Source organism: Sulfurovum indicum, from assembly GCF_014931715.1.
Taxonomy (GTDB): domain Bacteria; phylum Campylobacterota; class Campylobacteria; order Campylobacterales; family Sulfurovaceae; genus Sulfurovum; species Sulfurovum indicum.
On record NZ_CP063164.1, the window covers coordinates 2,116,120 to 2,140,808 of the forward strand.

Consider the following 24,689-nt stretch of genomic DNA (forward strand, 5'->3'; position numbering starts at 1 on the left):
TAGTCTTAATTAGGATAAAATTGATCCTATTTAGAGATTTTTGTTTTTTTTCTGCTCTTTTTGGGTTTTTTCGATACGCTTCAATACCCTCTCAAATGCAGTCTCTTCGCTGTTCTTGTAATCAGACTGTATCTTATAGTAACACTTAAAGCCTTTTTTGATCTCCACCCGAACATATCCGTTAAAATCTCCGCCCACACTCTTGACCACAGGATTGTTGCAGTTACCCACACGATATCTGGTAAGCATTACATGATAAGGACACAAAGGATCATCCTTTCTGGCAAATGCTTTAGAAAGCGCTTGTCTCTCTTCTTTGATGTGAACCATATAGTGCAGGCAGGACGGAAAATTTTGTAATGAGGCTTGAGGAAACTGCTGATAAACAGGATACTCTTCTTTGCACCCTGCAAAGAAGAGAGAGATAAAAAAGATCAGGGCAAAACTTTTCACTTCTACTTAAGGAGTCCTTTGACCCACTGTTCCATTGCTTTATTGGCATCTGGGTTTGGTGCCTCCATAAAACTGACCACAAAAGCATCTTCCAGTTCTGCCACCCCGATAGAACGTGGGCGGATTGCCAATACTTCGGGTTTGGGAAGTACCTTGCCGAAACAACAGATAAAGTTCTTTGCCGCTTTAATCTCACTACTGATCTCCCCAACATCCAATGAAGCGGTATGCGTATAGTGGTCAAACTCTCCGATATAAGTAGCAACAGGATGCAGGTCAGCCTGCACTTTCAGATAGGTAAAGATCTCATCGATCGTCTGATAATCCGTCTCGCTCTTTTCGATCTGCATCGTAAAGACCGGATACTTTTCCATCACAGTAATTTGTTTCATTATATATACCTTTTTGTTGACTTTTTGGAATTGTAGCTACTTTAAATAAAGCAAAGCTTATGAAAGTAATAAGATTTTGATATATTTTTTTGATCTTTCTGTGCAGTTCAACTCCTGTAAACTACCTCTCCTGTCTGCGGTACTCTCCTGCTTCATTCAATACATCGTCTCCGGTTTCTGTATTGCAAAGGCAAAGCAGTTTGACTTCGTTTACATTGCCTCCCGGCCTTCACGGGTCGTTATGATCCTTCCTTCGGTGGTCTCTTCGAGACAGCACCTCCGGTTTCAAGCCTATGAACAAGAAACAATTCTTGTTCACTTACGGCTTTCACAGTTTCGACGCTACAAACGACACGCAGGTGTCGTTTGCTTCACGCGTCTCACATCCCAGGTAGTCTTGGGATCTTGCCTAGTTTGGAGTTACGGCAGTACCAGCCCCACCCTTTCTTCATCCAGTGACCGACTACCGGAAGCGGGATCATCTTCCCTCCTTTGCTGCTTCTGTACACAAATGCTGCTCCGTTTCCCGTATCCATTACACACAGAATATTCAAATGTTCCATATAGCTCTCTTTGGAATCGATATTTTGCTGATTCTGAAAAATATTGTAGGCTACATTACGTGCCATAACTTCTGCCACATGCCCCTGCTTTGCTCTCCACTCAGGTCCCATCAGTGATGCTGAATCACCGATGGCATAGATCCCATCAAAATCTTCTACTTCATTATACTCATTGGTCACAACAAAACCTGCTTCACTAAGCGGCAGTCCGGACTCTTTAAGAATAGTGTGTCCTGTACCTGCAGAGATGAACATAGTAAGGTCGGATTCGATCTTCTCACCATCTTCAAACAGAATACCATCTTCAACAAACTCTGTAATCTTTGAACCGACCTTCTTTTTAATATCTGTCATGCTGAACATCCTGTCCATCATCACAAGAGCTTTCTCTCCCATCTTCTGTCCCGGTTTCTCCATTGGAGCAAAGAAGGTAAGTTCAAACTTGTCACGCACTCCTTTCTTTTTCAGAAAATCATGTACATTGAACAATACCTCGAAAGCAGGTCCGCCACGTACTGCCGATGAATCTTTAGGGTTCCCGCCAAATCCGAAAGCGAGCTTTCCGCTTCCTTTGCGCACCAAGGCATCCAGACGATTAAAGAGTTCCGTTGCCTCTTCAGGTTTACCGCATATAGAGAGTGTATGCTCCATCCCCGGATGCTGCATCTTGTCCTGTCCCATCGCCACAACGATGTAGTCATACCCTTCAAGTGTACGTCCGCTCTCCAGAGTTACTTTTTTCTCTTTGGGCTCCAGTGCCGTGACCGGATCGACGATCAGTTTGAAACCATGTGCAAATGCCAGTTCATCCAAAGGCACAGCAACATCCTCCAGAGTGGCATCACCGGTCGGTATCCAAATCGATGTCGGGTAGATATAGAAAAAGTCCCTGTCGCTGACCAGTGTTACGTCCAACTCATTTTTTCGCAGATAGATCGCTGCTTCCACTCCTGCAAACCCACCACCCAGTACCAATACTTTTGTCATCTCAGGCTCCTAGTATTTTATAATATCTGTTCTCACTTTCAATGTATCATCAACCACACTGTTCATACTGATGATACTGTAAAGAGCACCAATAAGCAGACCGGACAGGATCACGATCCATACCGTCATACGCTTCTCTCTACTCTCCTGGTTATAGTAGTCTTCTATCTTCTCCAGTGTCGGTTCATTCTGCATCATATTCTCACCTTACTTTTTTAACAGGTCTGCACGTGGATAGACAAATACCGTATGTCTTGTGACCACGACCTTCTCTTTGTCATCTACTGCATACGCTTTGATCGTTACAGGAATCGGTACATCTTTACGTGCATTGTCCGCCAGTTTCTCTTTTGTTCTCAATACAACGACTTTCTTGCGTTTTTTGCCTGGTGCAATACTGAACGGCTCTTTTGGTCTGACAATCTCGATCTTCTCTTTCAGGTCACCCTCTATCTCGAAGAAGTAAGTATGTCTCTTGCTATCGGTATTGGCAAAGAGGAATATATAATCGTTCTCAATCTCTCCATTATCAAGGATCTTATAGAGTCTTGTTGTCTTGTTAATGTTCAACAGCATATTCTCCTTTGTGCTTCCCATAGCAAAAAGTGCCACAAGCACGAGTACCAACACTGTAAAGTATGCAATCACTTTCGGCCTGAAGATACGAGTCTTTCCTTCATGTCTCTCCGTCTCTCTTACACTCGACCATTGGACAAGGCTTGGTTTGCCCAATGCACCCATAACTGTTGTACAGGCATCCACACACTCCAGACAGTTGATACACTCAAGCTGCAGTCCTTTACGAATATCAATGTGTGTAGGGCAGACCGTTACACAGCTTTCACAGGTAGTACACTCTGCATTTGGATTGACAGCAAGCAGTTCTTTTTGCTTACTGAACTCCTTATGCCTTTCATTCCCATGCCCTTCATAAATCTCCCCTCCACGGATCGGATCATAGATCGCCATCAGTGTATCATCGTCATAAAGTACCGACTGTACACGGCTGTAAGGACAGATATAGATACAGAAGTCCTCTTTGATGAACACAATATCCGCGATCAAAAAGAGTGCTGTACCAACCAGCATTCCTATCAGTACCATATGTTCACTCGGGTTCTGTATATACTGGAAAAACTCTTCGGGAGGAACGAAATACCAGAGGAAATCTGCTGCCGCTATGAATGCCAGCACAGACCATAGCAGAATTGCGATCACCTTCTTAACCTTATTCTCCGGTTTGCTCATATCAGGTTCTTTCTGCTTATTTTTGATACGTTTGCGGAGTCCCAGAAGTTTTGTCTCGATAAAATCTCTGTAGATCACACGAAAAACCGTTTGAGGACAGGCCCATCCACACCATGCTCTCCCGCCCACTGCCGTCACAGCAAAGATACCAAGAAAAAGAAGCATAAGCAGGAACGGCATCAGATAGAGCTCCTGCATATCAAATGCTACACCGGCAAGGTGCAGTTTCTTATGGTCAAAGCTCAATAGGAACAGATGGTTTCCGTTAATGGTGATCCAAGGCATGACCAGTGCTATGACCGTTGCTGCCACATAGGCCCAGTAGCGCTTGATACGGTACGGTACCCACCCTTTTAAATACTCTTTTGCCTGGTTTTTTTTAGGCTTTTTCTCTTCAACTTCAACTGCTGCTTCCATAGCTATATCCTTTCTTCATTATGATTATTATTATCCTGTTCGAACGGACAGATCAGTACGGTGTTGTCCACACCGGGGATCTGCCGAGGCGAAGATATCTCCATCCAAGACCCTTCCACCAACTCCCTGATACCTCTTGACTCGATGTAATCCTTCAGTGAACTGCGGCTTACTCCCAGCTCTCTTGCAATGGCACTTACACTTTTTCCCTCTTTTAACAGAGAGATGATCTGCGGCTGATAGACATCGAACTTTGAAGAGGAACGGCTCCCTTTGGGACGACCGATCTGTCCTGTCTTGGCTTTCTGTGCCTCTCTGAGATCATTGAGCAGAGGAAAGACATCGACCAACACAGCCTCTTTTTTAATAACAGTCCCTGTATTTGCGATATAGAGAACGATTTCCCGGCTCAACATACAGTTGATCACCTTGACAAGCTCCTCTACTCCGTCACTCAGGATCGCCAAATGCTCGACTACAATCATATCTTCACCTTCATTTAAGGAGTGAAGGAACTTTTCGAACTCTTCACGCTCTTCAATGGGACGGTTCTTCGTACTGTACTCGATCACCTCTTTATCTATCTGTAACCCTTGTGTCAATGCAAAAGAGAGAATATTACGCTGCTGTTGGGACAGGTTGCTGCAATTTGGCATCTGTCTTAAATATGCATAAGTCATAATTCTCCTTTCTCATTTGTGGTATTCTACTCTTTTTGATGTTAAAAATCAATTATAAATTAAATATTATCGTCATTTTATTCTTTTTAACGTCATAGTGCATTTATTTTCGTCATTTTTTATGCTAAAATGCAAAAAACATTATTTAGGACAGATCGTGAACCTCACTCATTTAGATGACCAGAACAAGCCCAAAATGGTCGATGTTTCAGACAAAGACAATACCGTACGTATCGCTGTGGCAAGCGGTATCATAGAAGTAGGGAGGGAAGCCTATGACGCAGTGGTCTCCAATACGGCAAAAAAAGGCCCGGTCCTTCAAACCGCTGTTATTGCAGCGATACAGGGGACAAAGCAGACAAGTACACTCATTCCTATGTGTCATCCGCTTATGCTTACTTCAGTCAAAACAGACATTGAAGAGTTACCGGAACTACCTGGCTTCAAACTTACTGTCACTGCCAAGCTTAACGGACAGACAGGTGTAGAGATGGAAGCACTCACCGGTGTCAGTATCGGACTGCTTACCATCTACGATATGCTCAAAGCAATCGACAAAGGCATGGTCATTAAAAATATACAGCTTGAGCATAAAAGTGGTGGAAAGTCAGGTGATTTTAACCGAGCTTGACTAAAGTTGCATGCCTTTTGGAAGAAACTTTACTATAATCTATAAACTACAATAAGGAGTCTATCAATGGTATTGGACAACAACACACAAGAACAACCCAAAATAGAATATCCGACCCGGTGGGGGTTCAAGATCATCGGACAAGACAAAGAGAAGCTTAAAGCCTGCATCAAAGAGGTAATGGGAGAAAAGGAACATCTCTGTTCTCTCGGGAACAGTTCCCGAACAGGAAAATTCCATACCTATAATGCTTCATGTGTCGTTGAGTCCCAGGAAGAGAGAGACAGACTCTTCAAATGCTTTCAAGACCATGAAGATGTCAATATGGTGATCTGAAACAAAGATCATTAAAGCACCAAAATACCATCGGAACTGCCATACAGACAGCTATTACCGTACCAATTAAATACCTCAATCTTTGATGCTGCAATTTCATTCACAGACAAGGCAGATTTTCGCAGGACTAGCCGGAGGCTAATTCAAGAAAATCTAACGCCGTATGTGGGCGAAAGTGCTGCACCCTTCGGGGAGAACGATACGAGACAACCTGCACGCAAAAAAATCTTTGAATTACCTACGGGTAGTCCTTCAGGTTTTTTCACGCACATCTTGCCTCGTCTCGTTCTCTCAAAGTTTGAGGTATTTAGTTGGTGCGGTAATAAAATGCTTTTCCCCTCTCTCCTTGGTGCAGCATCCTCTCCGCACTCAGGCTTACCAGCATAGAGACGATCACATAGGCCAAAAAGAAATACAGCCCCACCTCAACCTCTGCCCGACTGACACTCTCTTTATTACCGGTCAGATAAACAAGGAAAGTCGCCACCACAAAGACATCGACCATCGACCATTTTCCGATCATTTTAAAAAACTTTACAACACCATGCGCAGACGGGCTCTTCATAAAAAGGCTTACGAACATCATGAACAATGTCTTCGCAAAAGGGATCAGTACGGAAAAGAGCAAAATGACCAGAGCGACCACACTCTCTCCACTTTCAAAGAGCTTCGTTATGGACCCAAGCACGCTTTTGGACTCAAATGAGAGTATCACGTCCCCCAGGTACTCCACCTCTTTATGGATCGTTACCATCAGTATCGGACTCAAGAGTCCGAAAAACAGTACAATCCCGGCAGCTGCTGCACCAAAAAAAGTAAATGCACGCAAAGAGAGGAGAGGGAAGAACGCAAGCAGTATTAACAGAAGTATCATTGCATTTCGTGTATACTCCATACTTTTGGCTTTGTGCCTCTGGAGCTTTTCCTTTGTCTTTTTCAGTCTTTCACGTTCCTTATTTTCATAAAGTCCGAACGAGAGCTTTTCCACCCACTCCCTGGCCCGATACTCTGCCAGTGCCTTCGCATCCATTTGTGCTGTCAGTGAAGCGGTATCTTTTTCATATGCTTTAGCCTCCTTATAGGCTTCCAAGCCCCAAAAAACAATACCTGCAAGCAGCAAGACCATCATACCGTAGAGCAGTATCTTTTTCACTCTTTCACCTCAAAGTAGATCAAAAGAGTACGCTGAAAAAAGTTGTCATTATCATCACTGACCATCACATAACGGTTTTTCCCGACTCTCGCCAAACCTTCAAAGTTATCGACACTCCAACCTTTATGAGTGTTCATTTTTGCCAGTACCTCTGTCCGGCACATCCCTTTCTTGCAATTTTTCAAATAGACTCTTTTCAGGGTCACTACAAAAGGGTTTGTCAAGCCTGTATAGGAACGTTCAAGGACCAGCAGATCACCACTCTCCATAACCTCAATAGCCGATACTGCACTTCTTCTCTCAGGTTCTGCTTTAAAGTGCCATTTTTTTCCGTTCAGTGCATAAACGGTCTGCTGTTTTTTATCATCCTGTTTCAGCGGCCATTCAGCAACAGTCAGAATACCATACTCCGGATGCCAGGCCAGCGCTTCAAGCGACTTGTTCCTTGAACGGTAGTTTTTGGGGTTCTGCAGCAGGGCAGGGATAGTATATTTTTTAATACGCTGTCCGATCTTATCAGAGTTTTTATGGAACCGGCCGATCTTCGCTTTTCCTTCAAAAGAGATCAGAAGTCGTCCTTTGGCATCGATCGTCATCCCTTCACTGTCTTTGGCCCATTTTTTAAATGCCTTGCCGCCTTTTTTAGTCAGATTCGCCGCTTCTATTGCTTCCAGCTCCTCTATCTTCTCTCCGAACCTGACATGAAAAACAAACAGTTTTCCCTCATCACTGATCATAAAGAGCTTCTGCGCTTTGGCCCAGTAGGCAACATCGGAGATTTCTGAGAATTTCAGCCCGTCGATCACACTATAGTTCAGCACTTTCTGATCCAAAATCCGTATACTTTGCGTACTGCCATTGTTATCAGAAGGGGTGATGTCGATCGTCCGTATCCCTGCAAAAAGATTTACCGCAAGAAGAGAGAGGAGTAAAAGATATTTCATGATGTTTTGGTTTTTTCCGGGAAAAGATAAACCATAATGATGATCCAGACAACTGCCAGGTCGATCGCAACATCTGCAAAATTGAAAACGGCAAAATTAAAGCCGCAATGCCAAGCCACATAATCAACCACCCCTTCATGTACGAAACGGTCATAGAGATTCCCCAGCGCTCCACCTATCAACAGGCCGACAGGAAAAGCATAACGCTTCATGTATCCCTCCTTCAGGACATAAAAGAGGATCATTGCGATCAACACTGCCTGGATCCACTTCAAATACGGTCCCATAAATGCAAACATCGAAAAGGCCACCCCTTTATTGAAGTGAAGTTCCAGGTCAATACACGTTCCCGGGCGGAAATACCCTTCCAGGAAGAGTGCTTTGATATTTTGATCAATAATAAAAGTACCGATTGCCACCAGCAAAAAAACAGAAAAAGCGCGCATTAAATGAGTACACCTTTAAAGAAGGCTACACTCTTCTCCATCATCTCTTCGAGTACCTTCGCATCTTTTCCCTCAAGCAACAGACGGACCTTGTTCTCTGTCCCTGAATAGCGGAAGAGATGCCGGATCCCTTTTGATTCGATCTCCATTTTGAGGTTTTCTAGTCCATCTATCTCCTCAAACGGCCGCTTCTCTTCTACCAAAAGGTTCACCAACATTTGCGGGTACGACTCATAGGGGTTGAAGGCTTCACTCGCTTTTTGTCCGGTGGTTACCAGGTAAGCCAGTGCCTGAAGCGCACTTGATATCCCGTCTCCTGTCTTTGCATAATCACTGAAGATAATATGCCCGCTCTGCTCTCCACCGAAATTGATACCCTTTTCCTGCATCAGCTTCACAACATTCTTGTCACCAACAGCAGAGCGGTAGAGCTTAAGCCCATATGAGGCAAGATACTCTTCCATCCCCTGATTGCTCATCACTGTAGCCACCATACCGTCTCCCCTGAGTGTTCCCTGCTCTTTCATATACACAGCAAGTACCGCCATCAGCTTGTCGCCATCGACTACTTCACCCTTCTCATCCACCAGCACAAGTCTGTCTGCATCACCATCCAGTGCGATCCCCAGGTCAGCACGTTTATCCAGCACAACTTTGGCCAGATTCTCCGGATACATCGCACCACACCCTTCATTGATATTGAAGCCGTCCGGTTCATCACCGATAACCACAACTTCCGCACCAAGCTCTTGCAATATGGTCGGACCGACAATATACCCCGCACCATTGGCACAATCGATCACTATACGCATTCCTGCTAAAGTCAGGGACTTGGGAAAGGAGTTCTTTATATGGACGATATAGCGCCCGATGACATCATCAATACGCTTGGATTTTCCAATCTCCTTTCCCGTCACTTGTGCCGCTTCAAGTGATTCTTCATTTCTATAGATCGTCTCGATCTTCTCTTCCTCTTCACGGTTAAGCTTATTCCCTTCGCTGTCGAAGAACTTGATACCGTTATCGTAGTAAGGATTATGACTGGCAGAGATCATGATCCCTGCATCACAACGCATATTCTCTGTCAAAAATGCGATAGCAGGTGTCGGCATAGGACCGATCTGGATCACATCAAAGCCTACTGCCGTCAAACCCGATACCAATGCATTCTCTATCATATAGCCGCTGCGGCGTGTATCTTTCCCTACCAGTATCTTGTTAGTCTTTGCAAACTGTTTGAAGTAGATCCCCGTTGCCATTGCCAGACGCATCGTATTGATCGCACTTACCTTTTTCCCCGCTTCCCCCCGTACACCATCTGTTCCAAAAAGAGTCACAATAAGTTCCTTGCCATAATTTATCAGACTTAATTTTATCGAAATTTCATTAACCTCCCTGATTTTAGCCTCTTTTAAGTTTATTAATAAATATTTAATCTTTTTTTAGATATTATTCGCCAACTATTTTCACTCTATAGTATATGAGTGTTACAACAATATCCAAAAAGGAATCCTAATGGCACACCACAAGTCAGCAAAAAAGCGTATTTTGCAAACGGCGAAGAGAACAGAAAGAAACAGATACTATAGAACACGTATCAAAAATATCGTAAAAGCGGTTCATGAAGCAGTAGCAGCAGCAGACAAAGAAGCTGCCGCTGAAGCATTCAAGATCGCAAACAAGCAGATCCACTCACTTGTAAGCAAAGGTTTCATCAAGAAACAGACTGCTGCAAGAAAAGTAAGCCGTCTTCACAAGATGGTAAACAATATCGAAGCTGCATAAGCAGTCTTCGACCTCCCCTTCAATATCTCAATTTAAAATTCAATACAAAGAACGCCTATGTTCAAAGAAAAACTTCAACCTTTTATCGATAGACACAATGAGATCAGTGAACTGCTGAGTTCCCCGGATATTGCCAGTGATATCAACCGCATGACAGAATTAAGCAAAGAACAGGCGGGACTTAATGAACTGGTAGAGAAAGCCAGGCGCTACATTGAAACAGCAGAAGCCATAGAAGAGAACAAAGAGCTTCTGGGTGATCCCGAACTGGGAGACCTTGCCAAAGAGGAGCTCTCCATACTTGAACCTGTACTCCCGGAACTCGAAGAGGAGATCAAGGTGTTGATGATCCCCAAAGACAAGAATGATGACAAGAATATCTATCTTGAACTTCGTGCCGGAGCAGGAGGGGATGAAAGTGCCCTCTTTGTTGCAGATATGTTCAAAATGTACACACGCTATGCCGAACAGATGGGATGGAGGGTTGAGATCGTCAGCTCCAGTGAGGGGACAGCAGGTGGCTACAAAGAGCTTATTGCACAGATCAAAGGAGAAGGTGTCTACTCCAAGCTCAAGTATGAGGCGGGGACACACCGGGTACAACGTGTTCCGGATACAGAAACACAAGGGCGTGTCCATACCTCAGCGATCACTGTAGCCGTTATCCCGGAGGTGGATGATGTCGAGGTAGATATCAAACCAAACGAGATCAAAATGGATGTCTACCGCTCCAGCGGCTGTGGAGGACAATCGGTCAATACTACCGACTCGGCTGTACGTCTTACACACATCCCTACCGGTATTGTCGTCGCGATCCAGGATGAAAAGTCACAGCACAAAAACCGTGACAAGGCAATGAAAGTACTCAAAGCACGTGTTTATGAAGCAGAGCTTCAAAAACAGCTTGACGAAACAGCCGGGCAGCGTAAACTTCAGGTTGGATCAGGAGATCGCTCTGAAAAGATAAGAACCTACAACTACCCGCAGAACAGGCTCACTGATCATCGCATTGGACTTACCCTCTATGCTCTGGATGATGTCATGAACAACGGGAACCTGCAGCTGGTCATCGACCCGCTTATTGCCCATGCACAGGCAGAAGCCATCCAGGAAGCAGGACTGTAGGCATCTGATCTCTTGGTGCATGAACACACACCCTGCATGCCAAACATATTACGTTGGTCTGTCAAAACAGGAGAACGTTTGGCAACACCTAAACCTGCAACACTCAATACCAAATAACACCAACAGTGTTACGGTTCATTCATCCATTGCCTCTATCTCTGCATACACTTTATCCAAATGGCGTCCCAGCGTATGTTCTATACCGTCCCATGCTTTATAGGCTTCCAATCGTGCCTTTACTTTATCTGCAACTTCATAAGGTTCCACTTCATCTTCATATGCTTTTGCTATCTCTTCTGTGATCACCTTCAAATAGGCAAGGTATGGTTCTACCGTCTCTTTTCTTCTGCCTGATTGTCCGTGTCCCGGTACATACATCTTCATTTCCGGTTCGGCCATGATCTCCTCAAGCAGCTTTCTGTTCCCAAAAACACTGGAGGTACTGTCAAAAGCACCAAAGCGTCCCCTCATTACATTGTCTCCCAAAAAGAGTGTATTTGAGTTGACATGTTCGATAAGCAGGTCAGTATCTGTATGTGCTGTTTTGGGATGTCTTACTACAAATATTTCACTGTCAACTTCTATTTTGTCACCCATCTTCAAGGCTCTTGTCGGATAGGCAAATTCCTTTGTGCCTTTGAGATTCCCGGTCATACGATCCAAAATATTATACCATTTCTCCGCCTCACCTGCCTTGGCCTCGGCTATCATATGCTCATCTGCATAAATAACCGCTTTGGGATACTTCTCTGCAATTGCCTTGTTGGCAAACCAGTGGTCACCGTGCTTATGCGTATTAAAGATCGCCAGGATCGGTTTTTTGCTGACATTCTCTATCTCTGAAAGTACTTTTTCCCCTATATTGTAGTTCCCTCCCGGATCAACAATGATCAATCCGTTCTTCCCTTCAATCACCGCAGGGTTGTTCATAAACCCTTCATTCTCTTTGTTCGGTTCAGTAACTGGTCCATGCATGACATAAATATTCTCATGCAGTTTTTCAAATTTGAACTCTCCGTATTTTCCCAATACAAAAGCATTCAGACCTGTCATCAACAATAGTACCCCTATCAAACTACCTGTTACTCTTTTCATTGTATACCTTCTCCATTTTCTTATTTCTTACTAAAATTATAGTGAATCCGATATAATAATCACCATAATCCCGAAATATGCATTAGAATCACTCGAAGTTCACCAAATGCTTGCGCTATAGGTGTTTGCAAAAAATTTGAGGTTAACCCAAAGGTTAATCGATGATTTTCTCGTAAATGGCTATGGTGCAATGATTTGTGTGAAATAGAGTGGTTTCTATTGCATAATTCGGGATAATATAATATCTTAGGAACAACTATGTCGCAATTTCAACAGATCGACTCAACTGAAAATATCCGAACTGTCATTAAAGCAGCTTTCGATACTGACCTGCCGCTTAGCGGTGGATGGGGATACACACAGGATATTGCTACACTGATTGATGACAATCCAGACAAACTTCCTCTCTCACAACTCGAGCATATGATCGCCTCTATGCGGGCATATCTTGAGATGAATCTGACACAGGAAAAAGCCAAGCGGTACGGAAGCATCAATCTCAGGGAAGTAGACAGAAGTGTCGTTGAAAAAGAGAAGCAGCTTTACCATAAAGTGATCTATGAGATCTCAGCCATGCGAGAAGAGGTCTATGCTGCTTTCATCGATGAATACAAAGAAGGGTACGGGAAAGAGAACTTTGACATAGCATTACACTTTCAACGCAGAAAAGAAGCAACACTCATTCGCAAAGAGATACACTGGTTCGAAGTGAGTCAAGTCATTTAAGTGATCCCTTGATCACTTAGAGTACCTGAATCCTTTGCCTGTCCCCAGGGATCAGGCAAAAAGAAAGTAAGAAGATTACTTTATCTTCTTGCTCTCTGTCACAGTTTTTCCCGAAAGATCTGTCCATGTAATCTCGATCTTTCCGCCTTTCTGTCCTTTAAACTTGAATTTCCACTGCGGGTTCTTGGACCAGAATTGACTTGTAGAGACATCATATACTACTTTATCACCCACTTTTGCAGAAATGTGCGTAATAAAGTTTGCTTCTTTCCCTTTTTTCTTTGCCTGGTCGTAAGTAAGCATGTCATGTTTAGCCATTACTTTTACGCCAATAACACCATTTTTTTCTTTTGCTTTGATTTTCATATTACCCATGATATTCCTTTATCTTTTCTCAATTCTTTACAAGTCGTGCAGGTCTTAACCTTCACATCCGCCAAGTGCAACTTCAAGAGTCATAGCACCCTTGTAGAATTTACCGTCCGCACCTTCGAGGATAGCTGTGATCGTACCGGATTTTTTCATCTTGATCTTAAACATATAGTCAATGATAGAGTCTTTGTCACATGAGAATACACATACTGTTGCTTCCGGGTTTGCATCCTGGAATACCGCTACAGATTTCGCTACAAGATCAGACTTCACTGTTACAGGGATTGCTCCTCCGTTACTTGCCACCTTTGGTGCTTTTACTGTTACTCCGCTCTCTTCGGGCTTGATATCACCATACAAAGCTTTGATCGCATCAGGTACAGTATGTGCTGTCCAGGCATCAGGCTTTGTTTTTCTAAAGTCGATCGTGCTCAGTGCACTTAAAGTTGCTGGCAATGTTGCCATTGCCAACACACCAAAACCAATAAAATTTCTTCTGTTCATACTATTTCCTTTTATCTGAAATTGATAGGTACCAAAGGCTTGTAACCTTGGATACCATTATACACTAATAATCGTGAAGCAAATGTGAATTTACTATTTGCTTGCACCCACCATATAGTCTACGATCTCTTTGATCTTCTCATCAGAAAGTGATGTACCGCCTTTTGGAGGCATACCGCCTTTACCATTGATCGCATTATCGTAAACTTTGTCGATACCTTGCTTCAGCACTGCTGCCCAGGCTTTTTTGTCACCGACTGCAGGTGCACCCATTGCATCTGTAGCATGGCATACAGAACAAGATGCTTCATATGCTTTTTTACCAGGATGTTCTGTACCTGCTCCCTCTTTTTTTGCAGGAAGGTCTTTTTTGTTAGACAAAGGTGGCTGATAGTCACTAATACCTGCTCCCTGAATTCTTGCGATCTTTGCTTCACCTTTGAAACAGTTTTTCATACAGCGTGTTCCATTTCCGTAATTGCTGACATCGTTGAAATACTTACGTGCATTCTCAAGACCGTTCTTTCCGTCAATCTTCGGCTCGAAACCATCTTTATTTGGCATAACAAGTTTCAAGAACTTCTCTCTGTTGAGCTCATATTCATCATCAAGCTCTTCTCCATCAATCATCAATTCATTGATAGAGATAATATATGCACACAATGCATATACTTCATCATCAGTCAGAGTCATTGGTGCAGGGTGAGGCATACCGGTTTTAATATACCACCAAAGTGTACTAGCCTGCGGCCAGTATGTACCGAATACACGGATCGGACCATCATCATCCGGAGTCAGTCTCTGGTTTGTCAAACTCTTTTGTCCTTCATAGGCATTCCCTTTTTGAAGTGCCGGATATCCTGCTCCGCCTGTACCGAAATCAAAGTGACAGGAGGCACATTTTGCCTCATATACTGCATCACCTTCTTCAACTGTACCTTTTCCTTCAGGAAGACCGGTACCGTCAGGCATTACATCGATATCCCATGCTTTTATCTCATCAGGAGTTGCTGCTCTTCCAAGATTAAAAGATGTTTTATGTGCCTTTTCATTTACATAGTAAGCTGATGTCTTTCCTTTTTTCACAGGATATGTCACACCACCATCGATAACTTTTTTACCATTCGCATAGGTACGTGACGCATCACTTCCTGCAAACAGTGTCGTTGATGCAGCCGCTACAACAACTGCCGACAACAATACATTACGATAAGACTTGAACATTGTTCACCTCCCCTTTTGCTGTTACTTCCCAGGTATGGATACCGTTTCTGTGGTAGACTGATTCTACACCCATTACTTCTCTCTCATGCTTGACTGTCGGCTGAATATGTCCGGCATTGTCTCTTGCACGACTCGAAAGCAGCAATGGTTTTCCTTCATACTTGTAAATGTAGCTGAATCTTGTCCATGCTTTTGGCAATACAAGACCTTTCAAACTGGCCTCTACCCAATTCTTACCACCGTCAAATGAGATATCAACACCTTCTATCGTACCCATACCAGACCATGCAAGACCTTCAATCTCTACAATATCGCCTTTTTTGAGATCCGTCCAAGGCTTCTCAGGGCACGGTGTGGTAATGACAGAGTTCACTTCGTTTGCATAGAAGTGCTGGATCGCTTTACCTGATTTTTTAAGTGCTGTATATTTTGCTGTCTCTTCTTTTGCATAGTATGGCTCAGAAGCAAACTCAAGACGGCACAGCCATTTCACACACAAGTTACCTTCCCATCCCGGTACAAGCAGTCTGATCGGATATCCCTGCTCTGGTCTGAGTGCTTCACCGTTTTGTCCCCAAACGATCATTGCATCATCAAGTACCTTGTCGATCGGTACCGTTCTCCCCATATGAGAGTTGTCTGCACCCTCTGCAAGCATCCATCTTGCATTTGGTTTCAACCCAAGATCTTTAAGAATATCTTTGATATAGACACCGGTCCACTCTGCACAGCTCATCATACCTTTAGCGAACTGAATAGACGGGAACTGCGGGTTTCTCCACTCCGGACCACCATTTGCCGGACACTCTATGAAGTGGATTCTGCTTACACTCGGGTAACGCTTAAGTTCATCCATGGTAAGCACCAATGTCTTCTCAACAAGACCGTGGATCATTAACCTGTGTTCATTAGGGTCGATCTCTGCTGTACCACCGTGGCAACGGCTGAAGAAAAGACCGTTTGGTGTGATCACCCCTTGCATATCCTGGATCGGACACATCGCGATCGATGCATACCAGTTACCTGAAGAGAGGAGTTTGGTGTTCCTTCTTGTAACATTATGCTCATACGGTGATGGTTGCCCATACAAGTTATGTGTTACAGGATAACCGAATGTTGTTCCCCATGGTTTCTCTTCCAAAATTGCTGGATCGCCTTTGAGCTCTTTATGCTCTTTTGCATCTATCTTCACCGGTGCCATTACACTTGCAGCCGCCATTGCACTGACCGAGAATGCCGCCGATTTTCTAAAAAAGTCTCTTCTGCCGGACTGAATGGTTTCAGCTTCAGAAGCTTTACTTATCTTAGTCATATTACCTCCTTATTTTTCTTATGTAGCACTCCTATCTCGATATGAGCAGAGACACTATTGTCATTGATTGTAATCGAAATTGAGTTAAATTGTCAAGCAAAATAACAAATATTTTCTTTTGTCTCACAATATTCGTAAAAAATATACATATTATTAGCAATTCCAATATATTATCAATAAAATATTTTAATATAATCAGAAAAATAGAACAAATGAAAGCATACTTCATTATCTTAATTATGATAAAATAAAGGATCATAAACAAGAGGATAATACCATGAAAGAGGTCGGGAAGATACATGCCCTTTTCATTTCCCAGAAAGGCATAGAATACCCTGTTGCCAGACAGAGTGTTCTTGTTGATCCTAAAGGGATCAGCGAAGACAAGCATTATAATACGGCTCCGGAACGTACAGTACTCATTACCTCCCTTGAGAGTTACCATATAGTCAAGGAGCAGCTTGGTACCAGCATGCCTCACGGGTACCTGGGGGAGAATCTCCTCATAGACTACAACCCGTATCATCTGCCCCTTGGCACACAACTGCAGGTAGGTACTGCAACTTTGGAGATCACCCAGAACTGTACTCTCTGCAACCACTTGGCAAAACTTAACAAACACATCCCGAAACTTCTAAAGGATGACAGAGGTATCTTTGCAAAAGTAGTCAAAGAGGGAGAGATCAAAACCGGGGATTCTATCCGTATTCTCTAAATCCGGTCGCGCTTTTACTTTGCGTTACCTACGGGTAGCCCTACACATTTCTCAGTTCACACCTTACCTCTTCTCGTTCTCTCAAAAGTTCAGCTTATTCGTTGGGGGAGCAATAACATCTCCACCTGCTTCTTCCAGGCTTAGTTACAACAAATGTCTGTAAAAAACGACATTAGACCGAAAGTCATTATATATCCAGCAAACCCAAGATGCATTATTTGACTGTAAACGTCTGGCATCGCCAAACCTGCAATATATCATTTTTTAAAAGAAACGTAGTTTATTACCGTACCAATTAAATACTTCAAACTTTGATGCTGCAATTTCGTTCACAGATAAGGCAGATTTTCGCAGGACTAGCCGGAGGCTAATTCAAGAAAATCTAACGCCGTATGTAGGCGAAAGTGCTGCACCCTTCGGGGAGAACGATACGAGACAACCTGCACGCAAAAAAATCTTTGAATTACCTACGGGTAGTCCTTCAGATTTTTTCACGCACATCTTGCCTCGTCTCGTTCTCTCAAAGTTTGAGGTATTTAGTTGGTGCGGTAATAATATGGAAAGTTATGCAGTGTGCAGCCGGAGTCTTTGCCTCCGGCTGGAGAAGTAAAAGACTATTTGCCCTCTTTCAACTCTTTAAGCATTTTTTCAAATTTTGCCTGCGCATCGAGAAGTACATCAATAGACGGTTTGTCTGTGATATTGAGAGATCCAATCCACTTGTGAACATTTGGAAATGCCATATGGATAGTCTTTTCACCTTTTTTCTGATACTTGTATGCAGAACATGGTGCAAACGCTCCTGCTTCAGGGTGAAGTTTTGATACTTCGTAAATAACCGGGATACTACAGATTGAATACACATCATAGAAGAGATACCAGTCTTTATCATGCTCATCAAAGTCATAGTTAAGATCGGTAAATCCTGCCATAACAAAACCATTTGGTGCAAGCTTCTCTTCAAATGCCGTTTCAAAGTCATCTTTGGCATCTTCCCAGTCATCACCCTGCTGTTCCATAGTGATACGTGTGATCACCTCTTTAGCAGGCTTTTTAGACGCATACGGAAGTTCGATGAACTTTCCTTTTGGCATTGCTGCTTTAAGAGCCTCTTCGATCTTTTGACCAAGTTTGATCATCTCAGGATGGTCTCTTGGAATATTCATCATGTCTGCCATTATCTCCGGTCTGAGTGTAGATACAGAGATAGTCTTTGCACCTTTTGGTGTGTAGATAGACATACTTATCGGTGTGAAAAGGCCGATATCCGGGTACTTCTCAGCCAATGCAAGTGCTGTATCTTTTCTAAAGACTACCATCAGGTTATACACATCCATATGTGTTGTTTTGAAGTCTCTTTTGAACGGGAAGTTCATATCATTGTTTGCTGCAATGACGAAACCGGCATTTTTAAAAGCCTCTTCTATCGTCTTCGGTGTAATCTTTTTATCAGCATTGTCTGCCTGCCACACTCTTACATCATTCTTGAACGTTTTGTCCGCCGCTGTCAGTCCGGTCACCACTAAAAGTGCTACCAGTAAACCTTTGATCAGTTTCATACTGTTCCTTTATTGTGTTTTATCATAGCTTTCGGTATTACCCGAAATAACGCATTAATTATAGCTGAACTTCATTTAATATAGATTTATAACAAATCATAAAGGAGTATAAAAAGAAAAAGTGTGAAAATTGTGGAGAGAGGTTATACGAGAAAAAGTTGCTGATTGCCGCTTTGTAAGTATTTTGGTAATAGAGGAACATCGGCTGCAGTATATTGAATCGGCAAAGTATCACCATTAATCAACATACCACTAATCCGTTAGAAAAAGAGGCAATGCCTCTTTTTTCTTAGAATCTGTATCTAATGTAGAATCTTGCATCCTGTGCTTTTTCTACAATATAAGGAAGCATTCCCTGTGCCATTGGATCACCACCAGCAGCCCATGCTTTAAGATCATCAATACTGTAAGAAGCCCCTGTTGTACTTCCGAAGAATCCGTTACTTCCTGTATAGTCGTAATTAATAGACGTATATCTAAGCTGTGCGCTTAAAGACTCAGTCAACTGGTATGTATAATATACTTCAAAAGCATCACCACGCGCTGCCAATTTGGAACCTATCATTGTGTCTTCTGCATATGTAAATGGTCTCCAGTACTGACTTCCGTGATTAAATTCAGCACCAAGTTTTCCACCCAAAACCGGAACTTGCGCACCAAACCAGTAAGAAGTACCTGTTTCGCTCTCTGCAGAACCTAGCATTGTTTTTCCTGAATCAGGTCTAGTTTTAGACCAAGCGAGTGAACCAAATACTTTTGTGTCAGCCAAGATGCCGTCATCACTCAAGCCATCCACCAATACAGAAAGAGCCGCACCTTCCATATCACCTACGTTTTCCATTCCAAGCGATGGATTCATAGGATCAATGAGGTCAGGCAAATCAAATGCTTTGTAGTAAGTTGATTTCACAATATACTGACCATCATTGTATGGTTCAAAGATAAATCCTGCAAGTGCAATATCATTTACTGCTCCATCGATATTTGCATAATCTGTAGAAGTAGTGAATCTTGCCGCTGCATTTGTTGAACCCTGTCCCATACAAAGTTTGATAGACATACCCGGTACACCTGTAACATTTGAAAGGTCAAGCTTTGAACTCAAACCATCAAATTCAACATTGATAATATGACCAAGTGGCGACTGGGCTGCATCGTCATCTCTAAGATTGGCGAGGAAACCATTTGTAGATGGTCTTCTACCAATAGAGAATGTCCAAGGGATATCGGCACCGAATGCTTTTTCACCCAAATAAAGCCAGTATGCTTGACGTACTCTCAAATTGTCATTTGTTAGTGCTTCATTCGTTACCCAGTCAAAGTTGTCCATACCCCAACCTCTAAGTCCGAAGTCTGCACCAAATGCTTTATGCATTGAAAGCTGTCCTTTGAAGATATTGTGGCTGTCTGGCGCATATGCCATGTTTAACCAAAGTCTTAGACTCATAAGATCATTCTTTCCTTGACTTGATCCATCTGCCATATCATAGTTGATGTTATCAATAGCAGTTCTTAAGTCAACACCCCACTTGATGTTATCGTTTGCATCGTGTGCTCTTACTTGATTGATCTTTTTCTTCTGCTTCTTCATATCTTTCTTAACTGCTGCAAGCTCTGCTTCCAATGCAGAGAGTTTTGCTGCAAGTGCCGAATTTGAAACCGCATGTGCACTGGTCATTGCCATTGCTGCCACAAGTGACATAGTTACAATTTTCTTCATGTTTTACTCCTTAAATTTATGTTTGTCCAAAAACATGTGAAACTAGTTTAGAACAGAAAACCTAAGTCTATACTTAAATTAATGATAAATTAACAGAATTTAAAGTTAATTAATATGAAATAATGGTTCTTATAATGTATTATACTTATTTTATGATCATATATAAGAAACCCTAGCGATTTACATAACAATAACTAAAAGTAGTTTGTAGTCTTATCATTTATGTATGCTGCTTGATAAACTTATGATCTTGAAAAAGATATGCCAAAGAGGAGAAAGAAAAAAAAGGTGAAGGGGAGAGAAAAAGAGGCACAATGGCTGAAAGGCAGCCTGAAAGGGAAAACAAGAGAGGGAAAAACAAGGAAGTTTACAAATTGGACAAGGAGTAAAACAAAAATCTCTTGAAAGGTATCGGCTGCCTTTTCTAATAACATTATAAACTATAGGTGTTAATAGAGCATTAACTGACGGATAATAGAATATTTCATCATTAGAAGAGAGAGTAGGTTTGGTCGTAAAAGATCTAATCGAGATATGTATAAAAAAGAACTTGAAATAAAAAATGGATGGCACGTACGTGCCAAGCGTTCAGCGTGTAGCGCTAAGCGTTAAGAAGAACATTAATTTCATGCTCTTTCTCTTTCTGAACGCTACGTGCTTAACGCTGAGCGCTCTTCTACATAGTTTATTGGCAGACAGAAGTATAGCTTTGAAATAAAAAGTAACAGTGATAAAAAGTGATTGATTATTGTTAAAGTAGAAGTAGTAAGTAAAAACTCAAAGTGGCAGCGACCTACATTCCCACCAGCGTAGCCGGCAGTATTATCGGCGATGGGAGGCTTGACTTCCAGGTTCGGAATGGAGCTGGGTATGACCCTCCCTCTAACCCCACCACTAAGAGAAGTAAGAACACCTTGATGTGCTTAATTCTCTTTGCTTTGAAGCTTTGAGATACTTAGTATTGTTAAGAGTCTAAATAATGTTGGATTACAATTCAAGTTTGCACTTAATAAGGTAGTACCTTATGAAGAATAAAGTAAATACAAACGATCTATTAGTACTGGTCAGCTAAATGACTTTCATCACTTACACACCCAGCCTATCAACGCAGTAGTCTTCTGCGGATCTTCAGGGAAGATTCATCTTGGAGTTGGCTTCCCGCTTAGATGCTTTCAGCGGTTATCACATCCGAACATAGCTACCCAGCGATGCCCTTGGCAGGACAACTGGTACACCAGTGGTTCGTTCACCCCGGTCCTCTCGTACTAGGGGCAACTCTCCTCAATCTTCCAACGCCCACGGCAGATAGGGACCGAACTGTCTCACGACGTTCTGAACCCAGCTCGCGTACCGCTTTAAATGGCGAACAGCCATACCCTTGGGACCTGCTTCAGCCCCAGGATGCGATGAGCCGACATCGAGGTGCCAAACCTCCCGTCGATGTGAGCTCTTGGGGGAGATCAGCCTGTTATCCCCGGCGTACCTTTTATCCTTTGAGCGATGGCCCTTCCACACAGAACCACCGGATCACTATGACCGACTTTCGTCCCTGCTCGACTTGTAGGTCTCGCAGTTAAGCTGGCTTGTACCATTATACTCTACGATGGATTTCCAACCCATCTGAGCCAACCTTTGTAAGCCTCCGTTACTTTTTAGGAGGCGACCGCCCCAGTCAAACTACCCACCAGACATTGTCCTCCGCCGGGATAACCGGCGCAAGTTAGCAATCAGAATATATAAGGGTGGTATCTCAAGGATGGCTCCGCTACAGCTGGCGCCATAGCATCAAAGCCTCCCACCTATCCTGCACAAATATATCCCAATTGCAGTGTCAAGCTATAGTAAAGGTGCACGGGGTCTTTCCGTCTTGCCGCGGGTAGGAGGAATTTTCACCTCCACTACAATTTCACTGGATCCCTGGTTGAGACAGCTCCCATCTCGTTACGCCATTCATGCAGGTCGGTATTTAACCGACAAGGAATTTCGCTACCTTAGGACCGTTATAGTTACGGCCGCCGTTTACTTGGGCTTCGATTCAAGAGCTTCGCACCGAAGTGCTAACCCCATCAATTAACCTTCAAGCACCGGGCAGGCGTCACACCTTATACATCCTCTTACGAGTTAGCAAAGTGCTGTGTTTTTGATAAACAGTCGGGAGGGACTCTTTGTTGCAACCTCTTCCGCTTTCAGACGTAAAGTCCTATACAGAAGGAGGCACACCTTATTCCGAAGTTACGGTGCTAGTTTGCAGAGTTCCTTAACCAGGGTTCTTCCACGCGCCTTAGAATACTCATCTCACCCACCTGTGTCGGTTTACGGTACGGGCAACTACTAATACACTTAGAGGCTTTTCTTGGCACGACGGTATCAACGATTCTGACGTTGTTCCGAAGAACGCGGTCAGCCTGTCAGGTCTCGAAAACAGCCAGCGGATTTTCCTATCCGGCTTATCTACACCCTTCGAGCCACTATTCCATCAGTGACCTCGTTTAACCCTATGCGTCCCCCCATCGTACTAAACTAGTAGTTGGTATCGGAATATTAACCGATTTGCCATCGCTTACCCCTTTCGGACTCAGCTTAGGACCCGACTAACCCTACATTGACGAGCATCGTGTAGGAAACCTTGGGTTTACGGCGAACAGGATTCTCACCTGTTTTATCGCTACTCATGCCTGCATGCTCACTTCTAGCCGCTCCACCACTCCTTACCGGTATGGCTTCAACGCTGACTAGAACGCTCTCCTACCACTCACACTTCTGTGTGAATCTACAGCTTCGGTGTCTATTTTAGCCCCGTTATATTTTCGGCGCAGAATCGCTAGACCAGTGAGCTGTTACGCTTTCTTTAAAGGATGGCTGCTTCTAAGCCAACCTCCTGGTTGTCTAAGCAACTCCACATCCTTTTCCACTTAAATAGAACTTTGGGACCTTAGCTGGTAGTCTGGGCTGTTTCCCTTTCGATGATGGATTTTATCACCCACCACCTGACTGCCATGAATTCACTATGGGTATTCGGAGTTTGACTGGGTTTGGTACCTTGGTGTAGGCCCTAGCCCAATCAGTGCTCTACCCCCCATAGCTTCGAACATGACGCTATACCTAAATATATTTCGGAGAGAACCAGCTATCACTAAGTTTGATTGGCCTTTCACCCCTATCCACAGGTCATCGGAGGAGTTTTAAACCTCCACCCGTTCGGTCCTCCACTAGCTCTTACACCAGCTTCAACCTGCCCATGGATAGATCACTTAGTTTCGGGTCTACAGCAACTAACTTGGCGCCCTGTTCAGACTCGCTTTCGCTACGGCTTCGCGTGTGCTTAACCTTGCTAGTCACCATAACTCGCAGGCTCATTATGCAAAAGGCAGTCCATCACCCCGCATTTAGCATGGGGCTCTGAATGATTGTAGGCAGATGGTTTCAGGTTCTATTTCACTCCGCTTGCCGCGGTTCTTTTCACCTTTCCCTCACGGTACTGGTTCACTATCGATCCTGGAGTAGTATTTAGCCTTGGAAGGTGGTCCTCCCATATTCAGTCAGGGTTACACGTGTCCCGACCTACTCGAATAAAATGTGGTTAGTTTTCGTATACGGGACTATCACCCTCTACGGTCAGGCTTTCCAGCCTATTCTACTAACACCCCACACTCTTTAGGGCTAATCCCATTTCGCTCGCCGCTACTTTGGGAATCTCGGTTGATTTCTTTTCCTGCAGGTACTGAGATGTTTCACTTCCCTGCGTTCGCTCCCTTAAAGGGTGACATGATTCTCACCATGCCGGGTTGCCCCATTCGGAAACCCACGGATCAAAGCTTCTTGGCAGCTCCCCGTGGCTTATCGCAGCCTAGTACGTCCTTCATCGCCTCTCCTGGTCTAGGCATCCACCATCTGCCCTTAGATTAATTTACTTAATTCTAAGGTACTACCTTATTAAATGCAAAATGAACTTCATGTGTTACCACTTGGTTCGTTGTTGTACATTAATAAGTGTCTTGTTAAAGACGTTATTGAGTTTCTTGCACATGAAAGATATCATTGCTGATATTTTCTTGTTAAATTGTAATTTGTTTAAACTTGACTCGATAATTTTTTACCTCGTCTCGTTTGCAACATTACGTTAGACTCTTAACAATAATAAGTTAAATAACTTTTAGACAATATGTCTAATTCAAATTTTCCATTGAAAACTTGCATTAAACATATGGTGGGCGTACCAGGACTTGAACCTGGGACCTCACCCTTATCAGGGGTGCACTCTAACCAGCTGAGCTATACGCCCATATGTACTACTTAAAGAAC

23 protein-coding genes, 1 tRNA gene and 2 rRNA genes are annotated in these 24,689 nt (G+C 43.3%); 6 read left to right on the forward strand and 20 right to left on the reverse strand.

The window, feature by feature from the left end; translation table 11 throughout:
• Positions 1–30: 30 nt before the first annotated feature.
• From IMZ28_RS10490 to IMZ28_RS10515, 6 genes are all read right to left on the reverse strand, one after another.
• Complete coding sequence (locus IMZ28_RS10490; RefSeq protein WP_197548541.1) at positions 31–453, reverse strand: hypothetical protein; 423 nt, start codon at positions 451–453, stop codon at positions 31–33.
• Positions 454–455: 2 nt separating this feature from the next.
• Positions 456–845 carry a DUF6858 family protein gene (locus tag IMZ28_RS10495; protein WP_197548542.1) on the reverse strand — a complete coding sequence of 130 codons (390 nt, stop codon included), beginning with the start codon at positions 843–845 and terminating at the stop codon, positions 456–458.
• Between the two features lie 380 nt (positions 846–1,225).
• A complete protein-coding gene (locus IMZ28_RS10500) occupies positions 1,226–2,395 on the reverse strand; it encodes an NAD(P)/FAD-dependent oxidoreductase (RefSeq protein WP_197548543.1) in 1,170 nt (389 codons plus the stop codon).
• Positions 2,396–2,404: 9 nt separating this feature from the next.
• Positions 2,405–2,593 (reverse strand): hypothetical protein, encoded by a 189-nt coding sequence (locus IMZ28_RS10505; protein WP_197548544.1) that lies wholly within the window; start codon positions 2,591–2,593, stop codon positions 2,405–2,407.
• 9 nt (positions 2,594–2,602) lie between these two features.
• Positions 2,603–4,060, reverse strand: a complete 1,458-nt coding sequence (ccoG, locus tag IMZ28_RS10510; protein ID WP_197548545.1) for a cytochrome c oxidase accessory protein CcoG — start codon at positions 4,058–4,060, stop codon at positions 2,603–2,605.
• A gap of 2 nt (positions 4,061–4,062) precedes the next feature.
• Positions 4,063–4,740 carry a recombinase family protein gene (locus IMZ28_RS10515; RefSeq protein ID WP_197548546.1) on the reverse strand — a complete coding sequence of 226 codons (678 nt, stop codon included), beginning with the start codon at positions 4,738–4,740 and terminating at the stop codon, positions 4,063–4,065.
• Positions 4,741–4,897: 157 nt separating this feature from the next.
• Here IMZ28_RS10515 and moaC point away from each other — a divergent pair, with 157 nt between their 5' ends.
• Both moaC and IMZ28_RS10525 read left to right on the forward strand, forming a co-directional pair.
• The gene (gene moaC / locus IMZ28_RS10520; RefSeq protein WP_197548547.1) at positions 4,898–5,371 is read left to right on the forward strand and encodes a cyclic pyranopterin monophosphate synthase MoaC; all 474 of its coding nucleotides are present in this window, start codon (positions 4,898–4,900) and stop codon (positions 5,369–5,371) included.
• Between the two features lie 66 nt (positions 5,372–5,437).
• Positions 5,438–5,707, forward strand: coding sequence for an HP0495 family protein (locus IMZ28_RS10525; RefSeq protein WP_197548548.1), 270 nt, complete (start codon positions 5,438–5,440; stop codon positions 5,705–5,707).
• 307 nt (positions 5,708–6,014) lie between these two features.
• Here IMZ28_RS10525 and IMZ28_RS10530 read toward each other — a convergent pair whose 3' ends face one another.
• From IMZ28_RS10530 to glmM, 4 genes are read right to left on the reverse strand one after another with little or no spacing between them, the layout of a single operon-like run.
• Positions 6,015–6,860: a paraquat-inducible protein A gene (locus tag IMZ28_RS10530; RefSeq protein ID WP_232087479.1), complete on the reverse strand. Its 846-nt coding sequence runs from the start codon at positions 6,858–6,860 to the stop codon at positions 6,015–6,017.
• Positions 6,857–7,804, reverse strand: a complete 948-nt coding sequence (locus IMZ28_RS10535) for an esterase-like activity of phytase family protein (RefSeq protein WP_197548549.1) — start codon at positions 7,802–7,804, stop codon at positions 6,857–6,859. The genes IMZ28_RS10530 and IMZ28_RS10535 overlap by 4 nt, the downstream gene beginning before the upstream one ends.
• Positions 7,801–8,250 carry a signal peptidase II gene (gene lspA, locus IMZ28_RS10540; protein ID WP_197548550.1) on the reverse strand — a complete coding sequence of 150 codons (450 nt, stop codon included), beginning with the start codon at positions 8,248–8,250 and terminating at the stop codon, positions 7,801–7,803. The genes IMZ28_RS10535 and lspA overlap by 4 nt, the downstream gene beginning before the upstream one ends.
• A complete protein-coding gene (gene glmM / locus IMZ28_RS10545; RefSeq protein ID WP_197548551.1) occupies positions 8,250–9,587 on the reverse strand; it encodes a phosphoglucosamine mutase in 1,338 nt (445 codons plus the stop codon). The genes lspA and glmM overlap by 1 nt, the downstream gene beginning before the upstream one ends.
• A gap of 178 nt (positions 9,588–9,765) precedes the next feature.
• Here glmM and rpsT point away from each other — a divergent pair, with 178 nt between their 5' ends.
• Together rpsT and prfA are read left to right on the forward strand one after the other, a co-directional pair.
• Positions 9,766–10,035: a 30S ribosomal protein S20 gene (gene rpsT / locus IMZ28_RS10550; RefSeq protein ID WP_197548552.1), complete on the forward strand. Its 270-nt coding sequence runs from the start codon at positions 9,766–9,768 to the stop codon at positions 10,033–10,035.
• Between the two features lie 57 nt (positions 10,036–10,092).
• The gene (prfA, locus tag IMZ28_RS10555; protein ID WP_197548553.1) at positions 10,093–11,160 is read left to right on the forward strand and encodes a peptide chain release factor 1; all 1,068 of its coding nucleotides are present in this window, start codon (positions 10,093–10,095) and stop codon (positions 11,158–11,160) included.
• Positions 11,161–11,295: 135 nt separating this feature from the next.
• On the opposite strand, the gene IMZ28_RS10560 is transcribed toward prfA, so the two are convergent.
• Positions 11,296–12,255: an MBL fold metallo-hydrolase gene (locus tag IMZ28_RS10560; RefSeq protein ID WP_197548554.1), complete on the reverse strand. Its 960-nt coding sequence runs from the start codon at positions 12,253–12,255 to the stop codon at positions 11,296–11,298.
• A 258-nt stretch (positions 12,256–12,513) separates the two neighbouring features.
• Here IMZ28_RS10560 and IMZ28_RS10565 point away from each other — a divergent pair, with 258 nt between their 5' ends.
• Complete coding sequence (locus IMZ28_RS10565; RefSeq protein ID WP_197548555.1) at positions 12,514–12,981, forward strand: hypothetical protein; 468 nt, start codon at positions 12,514–12,516, stop codon at positions 12,979–12,981.
• A gap of 75 nt (positions 12,982–13,056) precedes the next feature.
• Here IMZ28_RS10565 and soxZ read toward each other — a convergent pair whose 3' ends face one another.
• The 4 genes from soxZ to soxC form a co-directional block, all read right to left on the reverse strand.
• A complete protein-coding gene (gene soxZ, locus IMZ28_RS10570; protein ID WP_197548556.1) occupies positions 13,057–13,356 on the reverse strand; it encodes a thiosulfate oxidation carrier complex protein SoxZ in 300 nt (99 codons plus the stop codon).
• A 45-nt stretch (positions 13,357–13,401) separates the two neighbouring features.
• Entirely contained in the window at positions 13,402–13,857 is a 456-nt protein-coding gene (locus IMZ28_RS10575) for a thiosulfate oxidation carrier protein SoxY (protein WP_197548557.1), read from the reverse strand.
• Between the two features lie 93 nt (positions 13,858–13,950).
• Positions 13,951–15,081: a c-type cytochrome gene (locus tag IMZ28_RS10580; protein WP_197548558.1), complete on the reverse strand. Its 1,131-nt coding sequence runs from the start codon at positions 15,079–15,081 to the stop codon at positions 13,951–13,953.
• Positions 15,062–16,393 (reverse strand): sulfite dehydrogenase, encoded by a 1,332-nt coding sequence (soxC, locus tag IMZ28_RS10585; RefSeq protein ID WP_197548559.1) that lies wholly within the window; start codon positions 16,391–16,393, stop codon positions 15,062–15,064. The genes IMZ28_RS10580 and soxC overlap by 20 nt, the downstream gene beginning before the upstream one ends.
• 277 nt (positions 16,394–16,670) lie before the next feature.
• On the opposite strand from soxC, the gene IMZ28_RS10590 reads away from it, so the two are divergent.
• Complete coding sequence (locus IMZ28_RS10590; RefSeq protein WP_197548560.1) at positions 16,671–17,108, forward strand: MOSC domain-containing protein; 438 nt, start codon at positions 16,671–16,673, stop codon at positions 17,106–17,108.
• 614 nt (positions 17,109–17,722) lie between these two features.
• Here IMZ28_RS10590 and IMZ28_RS10595 read toward each other — a convergent pair.
• The 5 genes from IMZ28_RS10595 to IMZ28_RS10615 form a co-directional block, all read right to left on the reverse strand.
• Complete coding sequence (locus IMZ28_RS10595) at positions 17,723–18,667, reverse strand: DUF302 domain-containing protein (protein WP_197548561.1); 945 nt, start codon at positions 18,665–18,667, stop codon at positions 17,723–17,725.
• Positions 18,668–18,956: 289 nt separating this feature from the next.
• Complete coding sequence (locus IMZ28_RS10600) at positions 18,957–20,387, reverse strand: DUF3373 family protein (protein WP_197548562.1); 1,431 nt, start codon at positions 20,385–20,387, stop codon at positions 18,957–18,959.
• 780 nt (positions 20,388–21,167) lie between these two features.
• Positions 21,168–21,283 (reverse strand): 5S ribosomal RNA (gene rrf, locus IMZ28_RS10605).
• Between the two features lie 137 nt (positions 21,284–21,420).
• Positions 21,421–24,299 (reverse strand): 23S ribosomal RNA (locus IMZ28_RS10610).
• 293 nt (positions 24,300–24,592) lie between these two features.
• A tRNA-Ile gene (locus IMZ28_RS10615) sits at positions 24,593–24,669 on the reverse strand.
• Positions 24,670–24,689 lie beyond the last annotated feature (20 nt).